We start from the raw sequence: 22,565 nt of genomic DNA on the forward strand, positions 1-22,565 counted from the left end.
GATCGGTAAACTGCACGGAGCCTTATTCTGGAGTGTTTTTCATGGTCAACAGTTGGCGTGTGCAACAAGCCGCGCAAGCAATTCGCGCCGGGGCGGTGATTGCCTACCCAACCGAAGCAGTCTGGGGCCTGGGTTGCGACCCGTGGGACGAGGAAGCGGTGGAACGTCTGCTGCTGATCAAGGGCCGATCTGTGGATAAGGGGCTGATCCTGGTCGCCGACAACATCCGTCAGTTCGATTTCCTCTTCGAAGACTTCCCCGAATTGTGGATGGACCGCATGGCCAGTACCTGGCCGGGGCCAAACACCTGGCTGGTGCCGCACCAGAACCTGCTGCCGCAGTGGATTACCGGCGTGCATGAAACCGTGGCGCTGCGGGTCAGCGATCACCCGCTGGTGCGGGACTTGTGCGCGCTGGTCGGGCCGCTGGTGTCGACGTCGGCCAACCCGCAGGGGCGCCCGGCGGCACGTACGCGGATTCGCGTCGAGCAGTATTTCCGTGGTCAGGTGGATCTGGTCCTGGGCGGAAACCTGGGCGGGCGCAAGAACCCGAGCGTGATTCGCGATCTGGCGACCGGCAGGGTTGTGCGTCCGGACTGATGCCGAGGCGACCCCAATCGCGGGCAAGCCCGCTCCCACAGGTTTGGTGGTGAACACAATTATTGTGAACAGCAGAAATCACTGTGGGAGCGGCGGTGCGGCGATCCGACTTGCCCGCGATGAGGTCCGAACAGGCGCTGAGTGTTAAGGCAACAACACCACCGAACCGGTCGTGCGCCGCGCCGACAACTCGGTCTGCGCCTTCGCCGCGTCAGCCAGTGGATAACGCTGGCTGATGTCCACGGTCAACTTGCCGCTGATGATCATCTCGAACAACTCGTCGGCCATGCGTTGCAGGTTCTCGGCGTTGTTCGCATAAGTGCCGAGGGTTGGCCGGGTCACGTACAGCGAGCCTTTCCCCGCCAGGATCCCCAGGTTCACGCCGTCGACCGCGCCGGACGCATTGCCGAAACTTACCACCAGCCCACGCGGCGCGACGCTGTCGAGTGAAGTCAGCCAGGTGTCCTTGCCAACGCCGTCGTACACCACCGGGACTTTTTTGCCGTCGGTCAATTCCAGCACGCGCTGGGCGACGTTTTCATGGCTGTAGTCGATGGTTGCCCAGGCACCGTTGGCTTTGGCCAGTGCGGCTTTCTCCGCCGAGCTGACCGTACCGATCAGTTTCACGCCCAGGGCCCTGGCCCATTGGCAAGCCAGGGAGCCGACACCGCCGGCCGCGGCGTGGAACAGGATGGTTTCGCCACCCTTGAGTTCATAAGTCTGACGTAGCAGGTACTGCACGGTCAGGCCCTTGAGCATCACTCCGGCTGCCTGTTCGAAGCTGATGGCGTCCGGCAGTTTCACCAGATTGGCCTCGGGCAAGACGTGAACATCACTGTAGGCGCCCAGAGGGCCGCTGCCATAGGCCACGCGATCGCCGATCCTGAAGCGGGTCACGTCGCTGCCCACTGCCTCGACCACGCCCGCCCCCTCTGAGCCGACACCCGATGGCAGGGATGGCGGCGGGTACAAACCGCTGCGGTAATAGGTGTCGATGAAGTTCAGGCCGATGGCCTTGTTGGTCACGCGCACTTCCTTCGGACCTGGCTCGGCGGGTTGGTAATCCACATACTCGAGCACTTCGGGGCCGCCATGGGCGCGGAACTGGATACGCTTTGCCATCAGAACTCTCCATAGGTCGTTTTACCAAGCGCCCTATCGGACTCCTAAGCTTGATCTTCGTCAACTGCGGCGGGTCGACTTGCGATGGTATGCTACGGGCCCATTTGCGCAGGCTGAGCTCCCATGGAGCGCCGCGTAGTATTGCCCGATTCAAGGTGATGACATGACGACCCGCACCGAGGCCGTAAAAGCCTACCTGCTCGACCTGCAAGACCGAATTTGCGCCGCCCTGGAAGCCGAAGACGGTGGCACGCAATTCGTCGAAGACGCCTGGACCCGGCCGGCCGGCGGCGGCGGTCGCACCCGCGTGATCGAAAACGGCGCAGTGATTGAAAAGGGAGGCGTCAACTTTTCCCACGTCTTTGGCAGTGGTCTGCCACCCTCGGCCAGCGCTCATCGTCCGGAGCTGGCCGGCCGTGGCTTCGAAGCCCTCGGCGTGTCGCTGGTGATTCACCCGCACAATCCGCATGTGCCGACCTCCCACGCCAACGTGCGCTTTTTCATCGCTGAAAAGGAAGGAGAAGAAGCGGTCTGGTGGTTTGGCGGCGGCTTCGACCTGACCCCGTATTACGGCAACGAAGAAGACTGCATCCACTGGCACCGCGTCGCCGAGCAGGCCTGTGCGCCGTTCGGCCCGGACGTCTACCCGCGTTACAAAGCCTGGTGCGACAGCTACTTCCACATCAAGCATCGTCACGAGCCACGTGGCATCGGCGGGCTGTTTTTCGATGATCTGAACGAGTGGGACTTCGACACCAGCTTCGCCTTCATGCGCGCCATCGGCGACGCATACATCGACGCCTATCTGCCGATCGTGCAGCGCCGCAAGAACGATGCGTTCACCGCCAAACAGCGTGAGTTCCAGGAGTTCCGCCGTGGCCGCTACGTTGAGTTCAACCTGGTCTATGACCGTGGCACGTTGTTCGGCCTGCAGTCAGGTGGTCGCACCGAATCGATTTTGATGTCCCTGCCGCCGCAAGTGCGCTGGGGTTACGACTGGAAGGCCGAGCCTGGCAGCGAAGAAGCGCGCCTGACCGAGTATTTTCTGCAAGACCGCGATTGGTTGGCCGAAGCCTGAACGAGGAAACCTGATGGACCGTTATGTCGTATTCGGTAACCCGATTGGCCACAGCAAGTCGCCGCTGATCCATCGCCTGTTCGCCGAGCAGACCGGGCAAAAGCTGGACTACAACACGCTGTTGGCGCCACTCGACGACTTTTCCACTTGTGCCCGGACTTTTTTCCTCGAAGGGCGCGGCGCCAATGTGACGGTGCCGTTCAAGGAAGAAGCCTATCGATTGGCGAACAGCCTGACGGCACGGGCGCAGCGTGCCGGCGCGGTCAATACCTTGAGCAAACTGGCCGATGGCAGTCTGCTGGGCGACAACACCGACGGCGCCGGGCTGGTGCGGGACCTGACGGTCAACGCCGGGTTCAGCCTCAAGGGCAAACGCATCCTGTTGCTCGGTGCTGGCGGCGCGGTGCGTGGCGCCCTGGAGCCGCTGCTGGCCGAGCAACCGGCATCGGTGATCATCGCCAACCGCACGCTGGACAAGGCCGAGTTGCTGGCGGAGCTGTTCGGCGATCTGGGGCCGGTCTCGGCCAGCGGTTACGACTGGTTGCAGGAGTCGGTGGACCTGATCATCAATGCGACCTCCGCGAGCCTGACAGGTGATGTGCCGCCGATAGCGCCCAGCCTGATCGAACCCGGCAAAACGGTGTGCTACGACATGATGTACGGCAAGGAGCCGACCTCGTTCTGCCGCTGGGCCAGCGAACACGGGGCTGCGGTGGCGATGGATGGCTTGGGGATGCTGGCCGAGCAAGCGGCGGAAGCGTTCTTCCTGTGGCGCGGAGTGCGCCCGGATACGACGCCGGTCTTGGCCGAGCTTCGCCGGCAGTTGGCCCTGTAATTTTCTGTAGGAGCTGGCTTGCCAGCGATATGGGCAACGCGGAGCACCAGACTCACCGCGTCATCGTTAATCGCCGGCAAGCCGGCTCCTACAGGGCGCCGTGCATTAATCCTCAAACCGGATCGGGCATTTCTCCGCCCCTTCCAGCTTCCTCAGCTCTTCAACCACCTGCGGCCGGGCCCGGCGCAAGGTCAGGCTGCGGTCCTGGCGAAGCAGGCGCCGCGCTTCCTGATGCAGCATTTCCACCCCTGAATAGTCGATGAAGTTGATCTGCTGCGCCTCGATCACCACGCGTGTGCCGTGCATGCGTTGCAGGCGTACTTGCAGGTAATGGCTGGCACCGAAAAAGATCGAGCCCCCTACCCGCAGAATGTCTTCCTCGCCATCTCGCACATGCTGCACCCGTGGTTGCGATGTGCGTTTGAGGTAGAAAAAAAGCGAGGCCAACACGCCGGCGTAGATCGCTGTCTGCAACTCCAGCAGCAGCGTAGCGACACAGGTTAGCGCCATCACCACAAATTCGGCGCGGCTGACCCGCAACAACGCACGAATGCCACGATGGTCCACCAGTCCCCAGGCGATCAACAGAATGCTGCCGGCCATAGCCGGAATCGGGATGTGCGCGATCAGGCTCGCGCCGAAGATCGCAAACAGCGCCACCCACAATGCCGAAAAAATCCCCGCGAGTGGCGAACAGGCCCCCGCTTCATAGCTCAGGCCTGAGCGAGTGAAGGAGCCGGCCGACAGCGATCCGGAAAAAAACGCCCCGACGATATTCGACAAACCCTGGGCACGAACTTCCTGATTCGCGTCCAGTAATTGCTGCGAACGTGCCGAGATCGAGCGGGCAATCGACAGGCTGGTCACCAGCCCGAGCATACCGACCGCCACCGCGCTGGGTAGCAGCCGCAGGATCAGATCGAGGTCCAGCGGCAACGGACTGAAAGGCGGCAGCTTGCCGGTAAAGGCGCTGACAAGTTGCACATGGCCGAACATTGATGGCCAGAGCCAAACCAGCAAGCCACCGAGAATCAGGGTGATTAAGAGCGTCGGCCAGCGTGGCAACCACAGCTTGAGGATCACGCCCACCACCACGGTCGCCGAGCCCAGCGCCAGCGAAGGTTTGTCCATTTCGCCGAGATGGCGCAACAACGTGATGAAACTATCCAGCGCGGTGGCCTGGCTGGGCAAGTCCAGCCCCAGCAGGTTAGGCAATTGACCGATGGCAATCACCACGGCGGCACCCAGGGTGAAGCCGAGTACCACCGAGTGCGAGACGAAATTCACCAGCGCGCCAAACCGCAGCAAACCCAGCAGCCACTGAAAGATGCCGGCAAGAAACGTCAGTAACAGGATCAGCGTGACGTAGTCCTGCGACACAGGAACGGCCAGAGGACTGACGCTGGCGTACAGGACAATCGAGATCGCCGCCGTAGGACCGCAGATCAAATGCCAGGACGAACCCCACAGGCAGGCGATCAGCACTGGGATGATCGCCGCGTACAAGCCGTACTCCGGTGGGAGGCCGGCAATCAGTGCGTAGGCAATGGATTGCGGCAACGCGAGAATCGCACCGCTGAGGCCGACGATCAGGTCGCGACCGACACTGGCGCGGGTTTGCCGGGGCAACCAGGTAAGGAAGGGGAAGAGTGAATGGCGGCTTGGCAGGGCCATGGGGCCTCTCGGTGAATAAACGGCGAAAATGTCAGGGTGGTGGGTCAGAAACAGTTGTGCAAGAGCGACCATCGAATCGCGGGCAAGTCGGATCGCCGCACCGCCGCTCCCACAGGTTTTCGGAGATCCTTGTGGGAGCGGCGGTGCGGCGATCCGACTTGCCCGCGATGGCGTCCTTGAACCTTACAACTTGGCTTTGACCGCCGGCAATGCATCTTGCCCATCTACGGTCTTCACCCCCTCGAGCCACTTATCCAGCACCGCCGGATTGGCCTTGATCCACGCCTTCGCCGCGTCGGCATTGCTGACCTTGTTGTTCACCACCTCGGCCATGATGCTGTTCTCCATGTCCTGGGTGAAGCTCAGGTTGGTCAGCAGTTTGCCGACGTTCGGGCAGGCCTGTGCATAACCTTTGCGGGTCAGGGTGTGGACGCTGCCGGTGTCACCGAAGTATTTCTCGCCGCCCTTGAGGTAATGCATTTTCAGTTGCACGTTCATCGGGTGCGGGGTCCAACCGAGGAAGGTCACGAATTTCTGTTTTTTCACCGCGCGGGACACTTCCGCCAGCATTGCCTGCTCGCTGGACTCGACCAGTTTCCACTGGCCCATGTCGAAATCGTTTTTCTTGATGATCTCTTGCAGCGAGATGTTCGCCGGTGCGCCGGAGCCGATGCCGTAGATCTTGCGGTCGAACTTGTCGGCGTATTTGTTCAGGTCGGCAAAGTCATGCACACCCGCGTCCCATACGTAGTCCGGAACGGCGAGGGTGAACTCGGTGCCGTCGAGGTTCTTCGCCAATTGCGTGACATCACCGCTGGCGACGAATTTGTCATAGAAGCCCTGCTGCGCCGGCATCCAGTTACCCAGGAATACATCGACCTGGCCATCTTTGAGCCCGCCAAAAGTAATCGGCACCGCAAGGGTGTCGACCTTGGCCTTGTAGCCCATGCCGTCCAGCAGAAACCCGGTGATGGCATTGGTTGCGGCGATGTCGCTCCAGCCCGGATCGGCCATTTTCACCGTTTCGCAACTCTGATCGGCAAACGCCGATGCACTGCCCAGCGCCAGGAGCCCGACCGTCAGTACTGTGGATAACTTTTGCATGGACTTCCCCTTAACATTATTGATTTTGGCAGGGTTGTGGATAACGTGCTTTACGTTCCAGATCGTCGAGGTCGATGTGGTTACGCATGTATTGCTGACTGGCGTCCACCATTGGCTGGTGATCCCAGCTCTTCAGCTTGCCGAGGGTCAGCGCCTCGGCCACGAAACGCCGGCGCCTCTGGCTGGCAAGCACCTGCTGGTGAATCGCCGGAATATTCCATCTGGCCCGCGCTTCGGCGAGAAAGTCGTCGAACAACTGGCGATGTTGCGGCGAATGGCTGAGTTCTTCCCGTTCGTGAGGATCATTGTGTACGTCGAAGAGCAGGCAAGGGTCGTCTTCGCTGTAGATGAATTTGTAGGCGCCTCGGCGGATCATCATCAGCGGGCTGATGGTGCCTTCAGCCATGTATTCGCCGAACACCTCGTCGTGACCGCCCTGCCCTTGCAGGTGCGGGACCAGCGAACGGCCATCCAGCGGCAAGCCCGGTTCCAGCGAGCCACCGGCCAGTTCGACGAACGTCGGTAGCAGGTCGGCGGTCGAAACGCTGGCGCTGACCCTACCGGCACCGAATTGCCCCGGTGCGCTGATCAACAAGGGAACCCGTGCGGCCATTTCGAACCAGTGCATTTTGTACCAGAGCCCGCGCTCGCCGAGCATGTCGCCGTGGTCACCGGAAAACACGATGATGGTGTCATCGATCAGCCCGGTATCTTCGAGGGTTTGCAGGAGTTTGCCGACGTTGCTGTCGATATAGCTGCACGCGCCGAAATAGGCGCGGCGGGCGTCGCGTATCTTGTCCACAGGCAGAGGCTTGTCCCACAGGTCATAGACCTTGAGCAAACGTTGCGAGTGCGGATCGAGATCGTACTGCTCCGGCGTCGCAGGCAACGGGATGTCAGCGTCGTCGTACAGATCCCAGAAGGCTTTGGGAATCGTGTACGGGTCGTGCGGGTGAGTCATCGAAACGGTCAGGCAGAACGGCTGGTCGCCATCTTCGCGGATATGGTCGAACAGGTACTGCTGGGCCTTGAACACCACCTCTTCGTCGAAATCCAGCTGATTGGTACGCACACACGGGCCGGCTTGCAGCACCGACGACATGTTGTGATACCAGGTCGGACGCACGTCCGGCTCATCCCAGTTCACCGCCCAGCCGTAGTCGGCGGGGTAAATATCACTGGTCAGGCGTTCTTCGTAGCCATGCAACTGGTCCGGCCCACAGAAATGCATCTTGCCCGACAGGGCGGTGCGGTAGCCGAGGCGGCGCAGGTAATGGGCATAAGTCGGTACGTCTGCGGGGAAGTCGGCGGCGTTGTCGTAGGCGCCGATCTTGCTCGGCAACTGGCCGCTGACCAGGGTGAAGCGCGACGGCGCACACAGTGGGCTGTTGCAATAAGCCGAGTCAAACACCACGCCTTGGGCGGCGAGACGGCTGAGATGGGGGAGTTTGACGGGCGATGGGCCGTAGAACGGCAACATTGGCGCGGCCATTTGATCGGCCATGATGAAAAGAATGTTCTTGCGCTTCATGTGATCGCGGCATTCCATAGTGGATGTTTATGCGAGAGTGCTGGCTTCGAGAATGAAACCCTCACACCTTGCGGTAAAGCCCACGCGCGGCAATGACTAGGATAAGCACAGCTTATGTATGACGCCCTTGGTGACCTGTCACTGGACCTGCTTCGTGCCTTCGAAGCGGCGGCCCGACAGCACAGCTTCACGGCTGCGGCGGTTGAGCTGGGCACCACGCAACCGGCCATCAGCCAACAGATCAAGCGCCTGGAGGAACAACTGGCGACACGCCTGTTCGACCGCATTTATCGCGGCATCGAACTGACCGAGGCCGGGCAGATTCTTTTCGAGCAAGTTCAGCTCGGTTTGCAGAATATCGACGCAGGGTTGAGCGCAATCAGCGCACAGCAACAGCATGAAGTGCTGCAGGTTGCGACCGACTTCGCTTTCGCCGCCTATTGGTTGATGCCGCGGTTGCACCGTTTTCACGCGGCCAATCCGCAGGTGGATGTCAGCCTGGTCACCAGTGAACGCAGCCATAACATGCTACGTACCGATATCGATGTGGCGGTGCTGTTCGGCGATGGCCGCTTCAAGCAGGGTGAAAGCCACTGGCTGTTCAGCGAGGAAGTGTTTCCGGTGTGCAGCCCGCAGTTGTTGAGCGAGCGGACCTTGCCCTTGCCGGCCCAGGCATTGCTCGAGTTTCCGTTGCTGCACCTGCGTGGGGAACATAGCAGTAACTGGTTCGACTGGAGCGGTGTGTTCCGTGAACTGGGCATCACCTCGGCCCCGGCGCCCGGGCAATTGCGCTTCGACAATTACACCTTGCTGATTCAGGCCGCGATTGGCGGCCAGGGCGTGGCCATCGGCTGGCGCCACCTTGTGGATAACTTGCTGGCGCAAGGGTTGTTGTGTCGACCGATCGGCGAAACGGTGATGTCGAGGCTGGGTTACTACGTGGTCCTGCCACAACGCAAACGGCGCGGAGCATTGATCCAGCAGTTTGTGGATTGGTTGATGGCCGAACAGGCCAGCAGTGCGCAATCGCTCAACGGTCTGACGCTGCCGTCCATTGCGGTTTAGCTTTCGGTGGCGATGAAGTTGACGTGCTCGCCGATGTGCAGCTTCAGGTGCAATTCATCGGCAATGCCCACGGCGGTGCGGGCCAGCCGTCCGAGCGGTTCGGCCAGCCCTGGCTCGAGGTTGCCACCGATTTGGGCAAAATGTTCGATGGTCAGCCCCGGTACCCCGCGCGGTTCGTTAACCAGCGTCCACTGCAAAGGGCTGCTTTGCAGTGCCTCGCGAATTTCCTCGGCCGCGTGACGTTGCAAGCTGTCCTCGGTTTCCGGATCGTCCAGCACGTCGAAATCACCCACCAGAAACAATCGGGCGATTTTTGCTGCCTGCATGCCATCGATTAGCGCATCCACTGCCAGTACCTGCTCGACCGGGCCCGGCACGATGTTTTTTTCCACGTGTTCGCTGTTGAACGGTAAGCCTGGAGCGTCCAGTAAGCAGATGACCACGGAGCTGCCGGCCACACTCTGCTTCACCCGTTGCGCGTCGAACAGGTCGCCAGTCTTGGTGCGTAGCCCCGGACGGGGTGTCAGCGCATTGAGGTCATCGAGAATTGCGATCACTTCATGCTGGCGCCGCAGCATTTCAGCCATCAGCGCACTGCCCAGGCTACTCATGGCACCATAAAGCACCACTTTCACGACGGGGGTTTCGGCATTTTTCATGGCTGGGCTTCCTGTTTTCCAGCGTCTATATGACGTTTGACCCGCAGGAAACGGCTTGGGTTCGAACAGCTTACAGAGGGATTCAGATGCAGCAGATCACTGGCTATCACGCCCATGTTTACTTCGATGCCGACTCAATCGGGCAGGCGCGGGCCTTGTGTGAACAGGCCGCGCAATTGTTTCCACTGAAAATGGGCCGCGTGCACGAGCGTCCGGTCGGTCCGCACCCGGACTGGAGCTGCCAGTTGGCGTTCGAGCCGCAGGTGCTGGGCGACGTACTGCCGTGGCTGGCGCTGAACCGCAAGGGGCTGGTGGTGTTTCTGCACCCGGACACCGGCGACGATCTGCTCGACCACACCGAGCACGCCATCTGGATGGGTGCAATACGCCCACTGGATCTGTCTATTTTTTGATCAGAGTGTTTCTTCAGCCTCGCCGGGCAAGTGTTCGTCCAGATGCAGCCACGGCAAGCGGCTGTCGGTCCAGATGTGCCGCTCGGCCGGTGCTTGCTCTGGATGGTCGAGGGTGGCGATGGTCAGATCGATGCTGTCCGGGCTCAGGTGCGTGACCACTGCCAGTTGCGCCCCACAGTGGCCGCAGAAATATCGCGCGCAGGTGGATGAAGAATCGTACCGCGACGGCGTCCCGGCCAGCCATTGAAAGGCGGATGCCGGCACGGTGATCCAGGTGGTCACGATGCCGCCGCTGACCCGTCGGCAAATAGAGCAATGGCAGTGGACAATATCGCGCAGTGGCCCGCTGAATTGATAGCGCAGTTGCCCGCAGTGGCAGCCGCCGGTGTGAAGTTCGCCCATGTCTCGACCTCCCGCCCTGTGTTCAGGGGCTTGAAACCCAATCCGACGATCGGTTGCACATCCGGTCCTTGCTTTCATTGGCGAAAGCTGGCTGAAAGCTTCCCCGATTAGGATCGCCGCCACTACCGGCAAAAGACCGGTGGCCAATGCAAGCGTTCGATTGCTTGCCAGGCCCATTTAACAACAACAATGGTGATTCTGATGTCCTCCTCTACCCGCCGCTTCGCTGTAACTCCGTCCGTACGTTCCGTGCTTCCCGTACTGCGCTGATCTCGCCCGATCCGCCCATTCCCTAGTCGCGCTACGCCTGGAGTATTCCCATGCTGACTTTCCTTGGCTTCGCCATGGTCATCACGTTCATGTTCCTGATCATGACCAAGCGCCTTTCCGCGCTGATCGCCCTGATCATCATTCCGATCATCTTCGCCCTGTTCGGCGGTTTTTCGCCGAAGATAGGCCCGATGATGCTCGAAGGCATCACCAAGCTTGCGCCAACCGGCGTGATGCTGATGTTCGCAATCCTGTACTTCGCCCTGATGATCGACTCCGGCCTGTTCGACCCGGCTGTGCGCAAGATTCTCAAACTGGTCAAGGGCGACCCGCTGAAAGTTTCGGTCGGCACCGCCGTACTGGCGCTCGTCGTTTCCCTCGATGGTGACGGCGCGACTACTTATATGATCTGCGTGGCCGCCATGCTGCCGCTCTACAGCCGTATCGGCATGAGCCCGCGGATCATGGCCGGTCTGATCATCCTCGCCGGTGGCGTGATGAACATGACCCCATGGGGCGGCCCGACCGCTCGCGCTGCCAGTGCGTTGCATGTGGACCCGTCCGAGATCTTCGTACCGATGATTCCTGCGATGCTGGCCGGTGTGGTGGCGATCCTGGTCATTGCCTACTTCTACGGCAAGCGTGAGCGTGCACGCCTGGGCGAGCTGCATCTGGTGGGCGATGAAATCGACCACAGCGAAATCAGCGTTTCGCAGTTCCCGGATGCCCGTCGTCCGAAGCTGATCTGGTTCAACGGCGCCCTGACCCTGGCCCTGATGTGCACCCTGATTGCCGGCCTGCTGCCGTTGCCGGTGCTGTTCATGGTGGCGTTCAGTATCGCCATGATCGTCAACTATCCTTGCCTGCAACAGCAGAAGGATCGTGTCGCGGCTCACGCCGGTAGCGTGCTGGCCGTGGTCGGGCTGATCTTTGCGGCCGGTATCTTCACCGGTATCCTGACCGGCACCGGGATGGTCGATGCGATGTCGAAAAGCCTGCTGGCGGTGATTCCGGATTTCCTCGGCCCGTATATGGCAGTGATCACGGCGCTGGTGAGCATGCCGTTCACCTTCTTCATGTCGAACGATGCATTTTATTACGGCGTGTTACCGGTACTTGCCGAAGCCGCGAGCCATTACGGTATAACCGCGGTGGAAATGGCACGTGCCTCGATCGTCGGTCAGCCCGTCCACCTGTTGAGCCCGCTGGTTCCATCGACCTATCTGTTGGTGGCCCTGGCCGGTATCGACTTCGGTGACCACCAGCGCTTCACCCTCAAGTGGGCAGTGCTGGTTTGTATCTGCATACTGATTGCTGCGCTGCTGTTGGGGACTTTCCCGGTGTTCAGCACTCTATAAGCCCAAGACTCACCACTTCGGGTCCAGGCTTCGTTGTTTGAAGCCCGGGCCCTTTGTGGTTTAACAATCGCTCAAAGGAATACACATGGAATGGCTGACCAACCCTGAGATCTGGGTTGCCTTCTTCACTCTGACCGCCCTGGAAATCGTCCTGGGTATCGATAACATCATCATGATTTCGATCCTGGTCAGCCGCATGCCCAAACACATGCAGGCGCGCACCCGAATTTTCGGTCTGGCGCTGGCCATGGTCACGCGAATCCTGTTGCTGCTGTCGATCACCTGGGTCATGCGACTCACAGCGGACCTGTTCGTGGTGTTCGGTCAGGGTATTTCCGGGCGAGACCTGATCCTGTTCTTCGGTGGTCTGTTCCTGCTGTGGAAGAGCTCGCAAGAGATGTACCACGCGCTGGAAGGTGAAGACGAAACCAACGAAGAGCCTTCGGGCAAGGGCGGCAACTTCCTCTACACCATCATTCAGATCGCGATCATCGACATCGTGTTCTCCCTGGACTCGGTGATCACCGCGGTCGGCATGGTCTCCCATGTTCCGGTCATGGTCGCGGCAATCATCGTGGCGGTGCTGGTGATGATGTGGGCATCCGGCACCATCAGTGAGTTCATCGACAAGCACCCATCGCTGAAGATGCTGGCCCTGTCGTTCCTGTTGATCGTGGGTACGGTGCTGATTGCCGAAGCCTTCGACGTGCACGTGCCAAAAGGCTACGTCTACTTCGCCATGGCGTTCTCGCTGGCAGTGGAAGCGATCAACATCAGGATGCGCACAGCCATTGCAAAAAAGAAGGCGCAGCAGGCTCCGGTAAAGCTGCGCAAGGACATTCCGGGCCAGTAACCCGGTAGGAGCGAGCTTGCTCGCGATGGTCGTTAACAAAAACGCGTGTTTACGAGATAAACGCGGAGCGTTCGAGTCCATCGCGAGCAAGCTCGCTCCTACATAAAGTCGGGGGCCTTCGGGCCCCTTTTTCATGTCTGCATGAACACGGTTTCATGACAGTTTTATTTCAATCCCTTCTTTGGCTATGCGATGCTGGCGCGCAGGCCGTTAGCCAACTACAGCTTAAGTACAGAATGTAGAACGTCGTGCGGCACCGTTAACTTGCTCCTTTGGGGCGCTACACCACAGGGGGCCGGTATGCTCACCCTGCTCAATTTGCTTTCTGCCGTGGCCCTGCTGATCTGGGGCACGCACATCGTCCGAACCGGCATCCTGCGGGTCTACGGCACCAATCTGCGCCATGTCATTGGCTATAACATGTCCAACCGCTGGCTGGCTTTCGTCTCCGGGATCGTCGTGACGGCGATGGTCCAGAGCAGCAACGCCACCGCAATGCTGGTTACTTCCTTTGTCGGCCAGGGCCTGATGGCGCTTACGCCGGCACTAATTACCATGCTTGGTGCCGATGTCGGTACGGCGCTGATGGCGCGGGTGCTGACGTTCGACCTGTCGTGGCTGTCGCCGCTGCTGATTTTTGTCGGGGTGATTTTCTTTCTGTCACGCAAGCAGACCCGACTCGGGCAGATGGGCCGTGTCGCCATTGGCCTGGGCTTGATCATTCTGGCGCTGCAACTGATTGTCGAAGCGGCGCACCCGATTACCCATGCCAAAGGGGTGAAGGTGATTTTCGCCTCGCTCACTGGTGACATCCTGCTGGACGCCCTGGTTGGCGCGCTGTTCGCGATGATGTCCTATTCCAGCCTGGCCGCCGTGCTGCTGACCGCGACCCTGGCGGGCGCCAATGTGATCAGCCTGCCGGTAGCCATCGGGCTGGTGATCGGTGCCAATATCGGCAGCGGCGTGCTCGCCTTCCTCAGCACCAGCATGCAGAACGCTGCCGGGCGCCAAGTGGCATTGGGCAGCCTGCTGTACAAACTGATTGGTCTTTTATTGATCATTCCCGTACTCGATCCGTTGGTGCACTGGCTCGATGGCTTCGATTTCAGTCCTCAGGAAATGGTCATTGGCTTTCACCTGCTCTACAACACCGCGCGTTGCCTTATCCTGCTGCCCAGTGTCGGGCCGATGGCCAGGTTTTGTGCCTGGGTGCTGCCTGAGCGTCCGCTGGCCAACGGTACGGCCAAGCCCCGGCACCTTGACCCCACGGCGTTGGTCACCCCCGGTTTGGCACTGGCCAATGCGGCTCGGGAAACCCTGCGCATGGGCGACCTGATCGACAGCATGCTCGAAGCCATGCTCGACGTTTTGCGCGGCAAGCAAACCGCCGTCACCCAGGAAATGCGGCGCCTGACCGACGATGTCGAATCGCTGTACAGCGCGATCAAATTGTATCTGGCGCAAATGCCCAGAGAAGATCTCAGCGATCAGGACAGCCGGCGCTGGGCGGAAATCATCGAACTGGCGATTAACCTGAAACTCGCCAGCGATTTGATCGAACGCATGCTGCGCAAGGTCCAGCAGCAGAAAACCTCGCAGCGTCGGTCGTTTTCCGAAGTCGGGCTGGACGAATTGACCGGGCTGCAGACTCAGTTGATTTCCAACCTGCGGCTCGGGATGTCGGTGTTTCTCAGTGGTGATCCGGAAAGTGCCCGCCAGCTGGTGCGTGAAAAGCGGCGTTTCCGCGCACAGGAACGGCGCCTGGCTCACGCTCATGTCAGCCGCTTGCAACGTAAAATCGTGCAAAGTATCGAAACCAGCTCGTTGCACCTGGAGTTGATTGCCGACATGAAGCGTCTGAATTCGCTGTTTTGCAGCAGTGCCTACGTGGTTCTGGAAACATCCGACACCGGTGCACTGATGGTCGACGATTTGACTGACATTACTCATTCACCCTGAACATCCACAGTTGCCTGAAGTCTGTAGAACTTACGCTAGCCGTACGGAACCTCGTTATGCGTTGTCTGTTGTTCGCCTGCCTGTTGCTTGGTTCACTCCCGTCATTCGCCCTGGATCGCTTCCAGGTCGAGGGCTACACGCTGCGCAACGGTTTGCAGTTGCTGCTCAAACCCGGCACCGACCGTGGGCATGTGGCGATCCGGCTGGTGGTCGGCGTTGGCCTGGACGATTTCAACTGCGAAGAAAAGGAGCTGCCGCATCTGCTGGAACACCTGCTGTTCAGCGGTATCGACGCCAGCGGCGAAGGTGGCCTGGAAGAACGCATGCAGGCCCTGGGCGGTGAGTGGAACGCCTTCACCAGCAATGCCGATACGACCTTCGTCATCGAAGCCCCGGCGAAAAACCAGCGCAAAGTGCTCGACCTGCTGCTGGCGTTGCTGACCCAGACCCACTTCGACGACAACGCTATCAACGCGGCCAAGCAAGTGGTCGAGCGCGAAGACGGTGGCCATTACTCGCACCTGCAACGCTGGCTCGATCGTCAGGACCTGGGCCACACCGCCAGCAACCAGCTGGCCGTGGAGCTGGGCCTCAAATGCCCGGAGCGTGCGCAAGTCGATGACCTGACCCGTGAGCAACTGGAACGGGTGCGCAAGGACTGGTACGCGCCGAACAACATGACCCTGATCGTAGTCGGCGACCTCGACAAATTACTGCCGGCTTATCTGGAACGGGCCTATGGCGCGCTGGAAGCGATTACCCCCGGCGAGCATCCGCCGCTGCCGCAAATCCAGGCCAGCGCTGCCCACGAGCGCACCCTGACCCACGGATTGGTCGGCAACGGCGCCAAACTGCACTGGCTGGTGCCGGAGCCGGTGCTGGAAGACGGGCACGACCAAACCTTCGATTTGCTCAAGGATTATCTGGATTGGGCGCTTTATCGCCAGCTGCGCCTGGCTCACGGTCTGTCCTACGGTCCGTGGGCGGAACGCCAGGTATTCGGCGGCGTGGGTTTCATGAGCCTCAATGCCGACCTTGAGCGCGACGATGTGCCAGAGGCCGAACAAGTGCTCGATGACTTGAAGGCCGGACTGCTCAAGGACGGCCTCAACGTCGACACCTTCAACCGCCTGAAGCAGGCCGCGATTGCCCGTCAGGCCTGGGCCGTACAAGGCAACAGCGCGTTGGCCGACTACTACTGGAGCGCCATCGGTGATTACGAGGACGGCCGCTTCACCGACCCGGCCCGGGAGCTGCAAGGGGTGACGCTGGAAGAGGCGAACAAGGCCGTGCGTGAGCTGCTGTTGCAACCGGGGTATTTGCGGATCGAGAAACCTGTATTCAGTTATGACCAGTTGATGTGGCTGGTGGTCGGAGTGGCGGGGTTGCTGCTCCTAAGTCTTGTGGCGTGGCGTTTTCATCGCGAAAAGTAAACATTCCCTGTGGGAGCGAGCCTGCTCGCGAAGAGGTTGGCCCATCCAGCAGTGATGTCGACTGCTACACCGCTTCGCGAGCAGGCTCGCTCCTACAGGTTACCCTCGCCACGCGGCGCCCTCGCGGGTACCCTGTCGAGGTTTTTTCCTACGACGAATGTGAACCCGCCGAATGCAAAACCTGACCCTTTTCGTACAGCGCATTCTCGAATTGATGAAGCGCTACCCTGGGGTCATTGCGCTCGCTGGTTTCATCTCCGGGGTGTGCAGTTTCATTCTGGTCGATCGCCAGCAAGGCCTGGCGAGCTGGATCACCACCATCATGCTGATCAGCTGGATCTGGCTGATGCTGGAAAACAGCCTGACCAAGCTGTTCACGCGCATTTTCAAGCGCGAAATCCCGGAACCGTTGCTGCGCTACGCGACGCAGATGATCCATCAGGAAAGCCTGTTTTTCGTCCTGCCGTTTTTCTTCATCACCACGACGTGGAACAGCGGCCAGCTGGTTTTCACCGGGCTGCTGGGCGTCGCGGCGCTGATTTCGATTATCGACCCGCTCTACTACAAGTGGCTGGCGCCACGGCGCTGGGCGTTTCTGGCCCTGCACACCCTGACCCTGTTCGCCGCGCTGCTCACTGCGTTGCCGGTGATCATGCACCTGACCACCGCGCAAAGTTTCAAATGGGCACTGGGGATCTCGGTGCTGTTGTCGTTCCCGAGTCTGGCGTCGATCTTCCCGATTCGTACCCTGCGCAGTGCGCTGGCGATATTGAGTATCACCCTGGGCATTGGCTTCGTCGGCTGGGAGCTGCGTTCGTGGGTGCCGCCGGCGACGCTGTGGATGACCGACGTGGCCATCAGCACGCAAATGCAGGACCGTACGCCGGGCGCCAGCCTCGACGAAGTCAGCGCCGAGCAGATCCGCAATGGCGGGCTCTACGCGTACACCGCGATCAATGCTCCGCGTGGCTTGGACGAGCGCATTTATCACGTCTGGCAGTTCAACGGTAAAGAGGTCGACCGCATCCCTCTGGATATTCGCGGCGGGCGCAAGGAAGGTTACCGGGCCTGGACCCACAAGCAGAACTTCCCGGGCAATCCGGCCGGCAAATGGCAGGTTCGGGTATTGACCGAAGATGGCCAGGTCATCGGCGTGCTGCGTTTCGAAGTCACGGACAGCACAGCGATCAAAGAAAAGTAGTACGGTTCGTGCTATTACGTAGAGCTGCGAAATCACTGAACAAGCACGGAGCTTATGATCAGCAGCACGATGGCCGGCAACGCCCGATTGGACACGTCGCTCACCCCTGCGCGGTTGCGGGTGACGGGCGACTGGACGCTTGCCCATTACACTGACCTGAAGCTGTTGTGCGAAAAGCTCCACGGCCAATACGACGCCAACACCCCCATCGACCTCAACGGCCTCGGCGCCCTCGACACCGCCGGCGCCTCGTTGCTGGTAGAGCTGCTTGGCTCCGAGCGCCTCGGCCGCTCTGCTGAACATCCGGATTGCACGCTCTCCTCCGCCGATCGCGCGTTGCTGCAAACGGTCTACTGCTCGCTGACCGATTTCTGCGTGCCGATCAAAGAGCCGGAAATCAGCGTTACCGTTCAGTTGCTGACCCGCATCGGCCGTGCGGTGGACGCCGTCTGGCAGGACACCCTGCAACTGCTGGGTTTCGTTGGCCTGATCATCGAAACCATTATCCGAGGCCTGTTCCGTCCCAAGCGCTGGCGCGTCACGCCGATGATCGCCCATATCGAACAGACCGGTCTCGACGCCGCTCCCATCGTTGCGTTGCTGACTTTTCTGGTGGGCGCCGTGGTGGCATTTCTCGGGTCGACGGTGCTGGCCACTTTCGGCGCCACGGTCTTCACCGTAGACCTGGTGGGGTTTGCCTTCCTGCGCGAATTCGGTGTGCTGCTGACCGCGATCCTGATGGCCGGGCGCACCGCCAGTGCGTTCACGGCGCAAATCGGTTCGATGAAGGCCAACGAAGAAATCGACGCCATCCGCACGCTGGGCCTCGACCCTGTGGAGTTGCTGGTGGTGCCGCGGGTCCTGGCGTTGCTGATCGCCCTGCCGATGCTGACCTTTCTGGCGATGCTGTCGGGGATTATCGGCGGTGGCGTGGTCTGCGCGGTGGCGCTGGATATCTCGCCAGCGATGTTCATCTCGCTACTGCAAACAGACATCGGTGTTCAGCACTTTCTGGTGGGGATCGTCAAAGCACCGGTGTTCGCTTTCCTGATTGCTGCCATTGGCTGCCTCGAAGGTTTCAAGGTCAGTGGCAGCGCCGAATCCGTCGGCGCTCACACCACGTCGAGTGTGGTGCAGTCGATTTTCGTGGTGATCGTGTTCGATGCGATAGCCGCGATGTTTTTCATGGAGATGGGCTGGTGAGTCGTATCCCCCGAGCGCCCTCCGAGGCGGTGATAGAAGTGCGTGGGCTGTGCAACCGCTTTGGCCGCCAGAGCGTGCACGAGAACCTCGACCTGGATTTGTACAAGGGTGAAATTCTCGCCGTGGTCGGCGGCTCCGGCAGCGGCAAATCGGTGCTGCTGCGCAGCATTGTCGGGTTGCGCCAGCCCAGCGAAGGCGTGGTGAAAGTCTTCGGCAAGAACCTGCCAACCTTGTCCGAGGACGAGCGCTCGCGGGTGGAGCGGCGATTCGGCGTGCTGTTCCAGAAAGGCGCGCTGTTCTCGTCGCTGACGGTGACCGAGAACGTCGCCCTGCCACTGATCGAACACGCCGGCTTGAGCCGCAACGATGCCGAGCACCTGGCGGCGGTGAAAATGGCCCTGGCCGGGTTACCGCTGTCGGCGGCAGAAAAGTACCCCTCGTCGCTGTCCGGCGGCATGATCAAGCGTGCCGCGCTGGCCCGGGCATTGGCGCTGGACCCGGACATCCTGTTTCTCGACGAGCCCACTGCGGGGCTCGATCCGATTGGCGCCGCTCAGTTCGATCAATTGATCCTGACCCTGCGCGATGCCCTGGGCCTGAGTGTCTTTCTGGTGACCCACGACCTCGACACGCTCTACACCATCACCGACCGGGTGGCGGTGCTGGCGCAGAAAAAGGTGCTGGTGGCGGACGCCATCGACAAGGTGTCGGAAACCGACGATGCGTGGATTCACGAATACTTCCATGGCCCTCGCGGCCGCGCGGCATTGACAGCCGCCCAACAGCTCAACGAGGTCTGACATGGAAACCCGAGCCCATCATGTATTGATTGGCCTGTTCACCGTGATTGTGGTGACAGCCGCGCTGCTGTTCGGCCTGTGGCTGGCCAAGTCCAGTGTCGATACCGAGTTCAAGGACTACGAGGTCGTGTTCAACGAGGCGGTCAGTGGTTTGTCCAAGGGCAGTTCGGTGCAGTACAGCGGGATCAAGGTCGGCGATGTGATTTCGCTACGCCTGGACCCGAAAGACCCACGCCGGGTGCTGGCGCGAATTCGCCTGGCCGGTGATACGCCGGTCAAGGAAGACACCAATGCCAAACTGGCCCTGACCGGCGTCACCGGGACCTCGATCATCCAGCTCAGCGGCGGCACGCCTCAGAGTCCGACGCTCAAGGGCAAGGATGGCAACCTGCCGACCATCGTCGCCTCGCCCTCGCCCATCGCCCGTTTGCTCAATGACAGCAACGACTTGATGTCCGGTGTGAACACGCTGATGCAAAACGTCAACCTGATGTTTTCCACGGAAAACATCGAGCGCATCAGCAATACCCTGGAGCACCTGGAGCAAACCACCGGGACCATTGCCGAGCAGCGCGGCGATATTCGCCAGGCCATGCAGCAACTGGCCTCGGTCGGCAAGCAGGCCAACAACATGCTGGAGCAGACCACGGCGCTGATGCGCAATGCCAACGGGCTGCTCAATGATCATGGCAAGGAGGCGTTCGGCAGTGCCGAGCAGGCGATGAAGTCGCTGCAGGAGAGTAGCGCCACCCTCAACAAACTGATCAGTGCCAATCAGGATTCGCTCAACAGCGGCATGCAAGGTCTCAATGGCCTGGGCCCGGCCGTGCGCGAGATGCGCGAAACCCTGTCCTCGTTGCGCGTTATTACCAAACGTCTGGAGGCCAACCCCAGCGGTTACCTGCTGGGCGGTGAAAAGACCAAGGAATTCACGCCATGAAGCTGATTCGGTTCGCCCTCCTCGCTGGCTTCACGCTGATCGCTTCGTGCTCGATCCTGCCCAAGCCCGAGCCCTTCGAGGTCTATCGATTGCCTTCGGTCCAGAATGCATCGGCCAGCCATGGCACGCCGCAACGCTGGTCGTTGCGCCTGACCAAACTGCAGTCCAGCGAAGCGTTGAACAGTCCGAACATTGCAGTGATTCCGCAGGGCGATGTGATCAGCCACTACAAGGGCTCGCGCTGGAGCGACCCGGTGCCGGTACTGGTGCGCAACCGCCTGCTGGAAGGGTTCCAGCATGACGGGCGGGTGCCGTTGTTGAGCACCGACGACAGTATTTTCCAGACCGATCTTGAATTGGGCGGCAGCCTGCAGGCGTTCCAGACTGAATACCAGGGTACGAATGCCGGCGTGGTGGTGCGTCTGGATGCATTGCTGGTGCGCAGTTACGACCAGCGCATCCTCGCCAGCCGCCGCTTTGAAGTGCGCCAGCCGTTGAGCAATGTGCAAGTCCCGGCGGTAGTGGCCGGATTTGGTCAGGCGAACGATCAGTTGACCGCACAGGTGGTGAACTGGACAGTCGAGCAAGGACAGAGACTGGCGCCGCCACCAAGGCCCTGAAAGCAGATCGCGCACTGCCCAACAACTGAGACCCTGTGGGAGCGGGCTTGCCCGCGATGGCGGTTTGTCGGTCACATCGATGTTGGATGTGCCGGCCTCTTCGCGGGCAAGCCCGCTCCCACATTGGTTCGGTGCGTTTCAACTATCGCTGTAAAAACGCCTGATGCAGCGCTTCCAGCGTTTCAAAGTGATACGCCGGTGCTTCAGCGCTCAGTTCTTCGTGGCTGCCGAACCCGTAACCCACCGCCGCCGCGTCCAGGCCATTGCTGCGCGCGCCGATCAGGTCGTGCTTGCGGTCGCCGATCATCAAGGTGTTGGCCGGGTCCAGGTTTTCTTCGGCCATCAGGTGAGCGATCAGCTCGACCTTGTTGGTCCGGGTGCCATCCAGTTCGCTGCCGTAAATTACCTTGAAGTGCTTGGCAAAATCGAAATGCCGGGCGATTTCCCGGGCGAACACCCACGGTTTAGAGGTCGCGATGTACAACTGCCGGCCTTGCCCGCTCAGGGTTTCCAGCAGCGGCGTGACGCCGTCGAACACACGGTTTTCGTAGAGGCCGGTGACCTTGAATCGCTCGCGGTAGAAATTCACCGCGTCCCAGGCCTTGGCTTCGTCGAAGTCATAGAATTGCATGAACGCCTGCAACAGCGGCGGGCCGATGAAATGTTCGAGTTTGGCCAGGTCGGGTTCGTCGATACCCAGTTTGCCCAAGGCGAACTGGATCGAACGGGTGATGCCTTCGCGCGGGTCGGTCAGGGTGCCATCGAGGTCGAATAAAACGGTTTGGTAATGCATGTTGAATCCTGAATAAGAGGGCCGGGTCAAAGCTGGTCGTAGCCTTCGGCCAGATGCAGGTCCTTGAGCTTCACGTAGTTCGCCGCGCTGTAGGTGAAAAAGGCGCGTTCCTTGTCAGTCAGCGGGCGGATCTGCTTTACCGGGCTGCCCACATACAGGAAGCCGCTTTGCAGATGCTTGCCCGGCGGTACCAGGCTGCCGGCACCGATGATCACCTCATCGTCGACCACCGCACCGTCCATGACGATGCTGCCCATGCCGATCAACACCCGGCTACCCACCGAACAGCCATGCAGCATGACCTTGTGGGCGATGGTCACGTCATCGCCGATCAGCAATGGAAAACCATCCGGGTTGAATGGCCCGGCGTGGGTGATGTGCAACACACAGCCATCCTGCACGCTGGTCCGCGCGCCGATGCGGATGCGGTGCATGTCGCCACGGATCACCGTCAGCGGCCAGACCGAGCTGTCGTCGCCGACTTCAACGTCGCCGATCACCACCGCCGAACTGTCGACAAAAGCGCCTTTGCCGAGCCGGGGCGTATGGTCCTGATACTTGCGAAGGTTCACGATAGGGTTTCTCTCTGTCGCTGATAGCTGCGGTGAGTGTCGATTGTAATTAAGATGGCTGCATGTTTCTCCAGCCAAGGT

22 protein-coding genes are annotated in these 22,565 nt (G+C 60.5%); 14 read left to right on the top strand and 8 right to left on the bottom strand.

Annotated elements, in window-relative coordinates; all coding sequences use genetic code 11:
• Positions 1-41 precede the first annotated feature (41 nt).
• Positions 42-599 (top strand): L-threonylcarbamoyladenylate synthase, encoded by a 558-nt coding sequence (locus tag PMI31_RS12600; protein WP_008018397.1) that lies wholly within the window; start codon positions 42-44, stop codon positions 597-599.
• 144 nt (positions 600-743) lie between these two features.
• Here PMI31_RS12600 and PMI31_RS12605 read toward each other — a convergent pair whose 3' ends face one another.
• Positions 744-1,721 (bottom strand): NADPH:quinone reductase, encoded by a 978-nt coding sequence (locus PMI31_RS12605; protein WP_008018398.1) that lies wholly within the window; start codon positions 1,719-1,721, stop codon positions 744-746.
• A 163-nt stretch (positions 1,722-1,884) separates the two neighbouring features.
• Between PMI31_RS12605 and hemF the strand changes: the two genes are divergently transcribed.
• The gene (gene hemF / locus PMI31_RS12610; RefSeq protein WP_008018399.1) at positions 1,885-2,799 is read left to right on the top strand and encodes an oxygen-dependent coproporphyrinogen oxidase; all 915 of its coding nucleotides are present in this window, start codon (positions 1,885-1,887) and stop codon (positions 2,797-2,799) included.
• 13 nt (positions 2,800-2,812) lie between these two features.
• The gene (aroE, locus tag PMI31_RS12615) at positions 2,813-3,634 is read left to right on the top strand and encodes a shikimate dehydrogenase (protein ID WP_008018400.1); all 822 of its coding nucleotides are present in this window, start codon (positions 2,813-2,815) and stop codon (positions 3,632-3,634) included.
• Positions 3,635-3,739: 105 nt separating this feature from the next.
• On the opposite strand, the gene PMI31_RS12620 is transcribed toward aroE, so the two are convergent.
• From PMI31_RS12620 to betC, 3 genes are all read right to left on the bottom strand, one after another.
• Entirely contained in the window at positions 3,740-5,308 is a 1,569-nt protein-coding gene (locus PMI31_RS12620; RefSeq protein WP_008018401.1) for a SulP family inorganic anion transporter, read from the bottom strand.
• A 183-nt stretch (positions 5,309-5,491) separates the two neighbouring features.
• Entirely contained in the window at positions 5,492-6,412 is a 921-nt protein-coding gene (gene choX / locus PMI31_RS12625; protein ID WP_008018402.1) for a choline ABC transporter substrate-binding protein, read from the bottom strand.
• Between the two features lie 16 nt (positions 6,413-6,428).
• Complete coding sequence (gene betC, locus PMI31_RS12630; protein ID WP_008018404.1) at positions 6,429-7,943, bottom strand: choline-sulfatase; 1,515 nt, start codon at positions 7,941-7,943, stop codon at positions 6,429-6,431.
• 114 nt (positions 7,944-8,057) lie between these two features.
• Here betC and PMI31_RS12635 point away from each other — a divergent pair, with 114 nt between their 5' ends.
• The gene (locus PMI31_RS12635) at positions 8,058-9,008 is read left to right on the top strand and encodes a choline sulfate utilization transcriptional regulator (protein WP_008018406.1); all 951 of its coding nucleotides are present in this window, start codon (positions 8,058-8,060) and stop codon (positions 9,006-9,008) included.
• Here PMI31_RS12635 and PMI31_RS12640 read toward each other — a convergent pair.
• Positions 9,005-9,667 (bottom strand): NAD(P)-dependent oxidoreductase, encoded by a 663-nt coding sequence (locus tag PMI31_RS12640; RefSeq protein ID WP_008018408.1) that lies wholly within the window; start codon positions 9,665-9,667, stop codon positions 9,005-9,007. The two genes, PMI31_RS12635 and PMI31_RS12640, sit on opposite strands and share 4 nt — an antisense overlap.
• Positions 9,668-9,753: 86 nt before the next feature.
• Between PMI31_RS12640 and PMI31_RS12645 the strand changes: the two genes are divergently transcribed.
• Positions 9,754-10,080, top strand: coding sequence for a DOPA 4,5-dioxygenase family protein (locus tag PMI31_RS12645; protein WP_008018409.1), 327 nt, complete (start codon positions 9,754-9,756; stop codon positions 10,078-10,080).
• Here the strand turns inward: PMI31_RS12645 and PMI31_RS12650 are convergent, their stop codons facing one another.
• On the bottom strand, positions 10,081-10,482 hold the full coding sequence (locus PMI31_RS12650) for a GFA family protein (RefSeq protein ID WP_008018410.1): 402 nt from the start codon (positions 10,480-10,482) through the stop codon (positions 10,081-10,083).
• A 320-nt stretch (positions 10,483-10,802) separates the two neighbouring features.
• On the opposite strand from PMI31_RS12650, the gene PMI31_RS12655 reads away from it, so the two are divergent.
• The 9 genes from PMI31_RS12655 to PMI31_RS12695 all read left to right on the top strand — a co-directional run bounded on the left by PMI31_RS12655 (position 10,803) and on the right by PMI31_RS12695 (position 21,119).
• Positions 10,803-12,110: a CitMHS family transporter gene (locus tag PMI31_RS12655; protein WP_008018411.1), complete on the top strand. Its 1,308-nt coding sequence runs from the start codon at positions 10,803-10,805 to the stop codon at positions 12,108-12,110.
• Between the two features lie 85 nt (positions 12,111-12,195).
• Positions 12,196-12,963, top strand: a complete 768-nt coding sequence (locus tag PMI31_RS12660) for a TerC family protein (protein WP_008018412.1) — start codon at positions 12,196-12,198, stop codon at positions 12,961-12,963.
• Positions 12,964-13,263: 300 nt separating this feature from the next.
• Positions 13,264-14,922, top strand: a complete 1,659-nt coding sequence (locus tag PMI31_RS12665; RefSeq protein ID WP_008018413.1) for a Na/Pi cotransporter family protein — start codon at positions 13,264-13,266, stop codon at positions 14,920-14,922.
• 56 nt (positions 14,923-14,978) lie between these two features.
• Positions 14,979-16,355, top strand: a complete 1,377-nt coding sequence (locus PMI31_RS12670) for a M16 family metallopeptidase (RefSeq protein WP_008018414.1) — start codon at positions 14,979-14,981, stop codon at positions 16,353-16,355.
• Between the two features lie 172 nt (positions 16,356-16,527).
• On the top strand, positions 16,528-17,556 hold the full coding sequence (locus tag PMI31_RS12675) for a DUF5924 family protein (RefSeq protein WP_008018415.1): 1,029 nt from the start codon (positions 16,528-16,530) through the stop codon (positions 17,554-17,556).
• 54 nt (positions 17,557-17,610) lie between these two features.
• Positions 17,611-18,759, top strand: a complete 1,149-nt coding sequence (locus PMI31_RS12680; protein ID WP_008018416.1) for an ABC transporter permease — start codon at positions 17,611-17,613, stop codon at positions 18,757-18,759.
• Positions 18,756-19,559, top strand: a complete 804-nt coding sequence (locus tag PMI31_RS12685) for an ABC transporter ATP-binding protein (RefSeq protein WP_008018417.1) — start codon at positions 18,756-18,758, stop codon at positions 19,557-19,559. The genes PMI31_RS12680 and PMI31_RS12685 overlap by 4 nt, the downstream gene beginning before the upstream one ends.
• Before the next feature lies 1 nt (position 19,560).
• The gene (locus PMI31_RS12690) at positions 19,561-20,499 is read left to right on the top strand and encodes an MlaD family protein (RefSeq protein WP_008018418.1); all 939 of its coding nucleotides are present in this window, start codon (positions 19,561-19,563) and stop codon (positions 20,497-20,499) included.
• A complete protein-coding gene (locus PMI31_RS12695) occupies positions 20,496-21,119 on the top strand; it encodes an ABC-type transport auxiliary lipoprotein family protein (RefSeq protein WP_008018420.1) in 624 nt (207 codons plus the stop codon). Before PMI31_RS12690 ends, PMI31_RS12695 begins: the two co-directional genes overlap by 4 nt.
• Positions 21,120-21,261: 142 nt before the next feature.
• On the opposite strand, the gene PMI31_RS12700 is transcribed toward PMI31_RS12695, so the two are convergent.
• Together PMI31_RS12700 and PMI31_RS12705 are read right to left on the bottom strand one after the other, a co-directional pair.
• Positions 21,262-21,912: an HAD family hydrolase gene (locus PMI31_RS12700; RefSeq protein ID WP_008018421.1), complete on the bottom strand. Its 651-nt coding sequence runs from the start codon at positions 21,910-21,912 to the stop codon at positions 21,262-21,264.
• A 26-nt stretch (positions 21,913-21,938) separates the two neighbouring features.
• Entirely contained in the window at positions 21,939-22,484 is a 546-nt protein-coding gene (locus PMI31_RS12705) for a gamma carbonic anhydrase family protein (RefSeq protein WP_008018422.1), read from the bottom strand.
• Positions 22,485-22,565: the final 81 nt, after the last annotated feature.

The sequence above is a fragment of the Pseudomonas sp. GM55 genome (assembly GCF_000282395.1).
Taxonomy (GTDB): domain Bacteria; phylum Pseudomonadota; class Gammaproteobacteria; order Pseudomonadales; family Pseudomonadaceae; genus Aquipseudomonas; species Aquipseudomonas fluorescens_CC.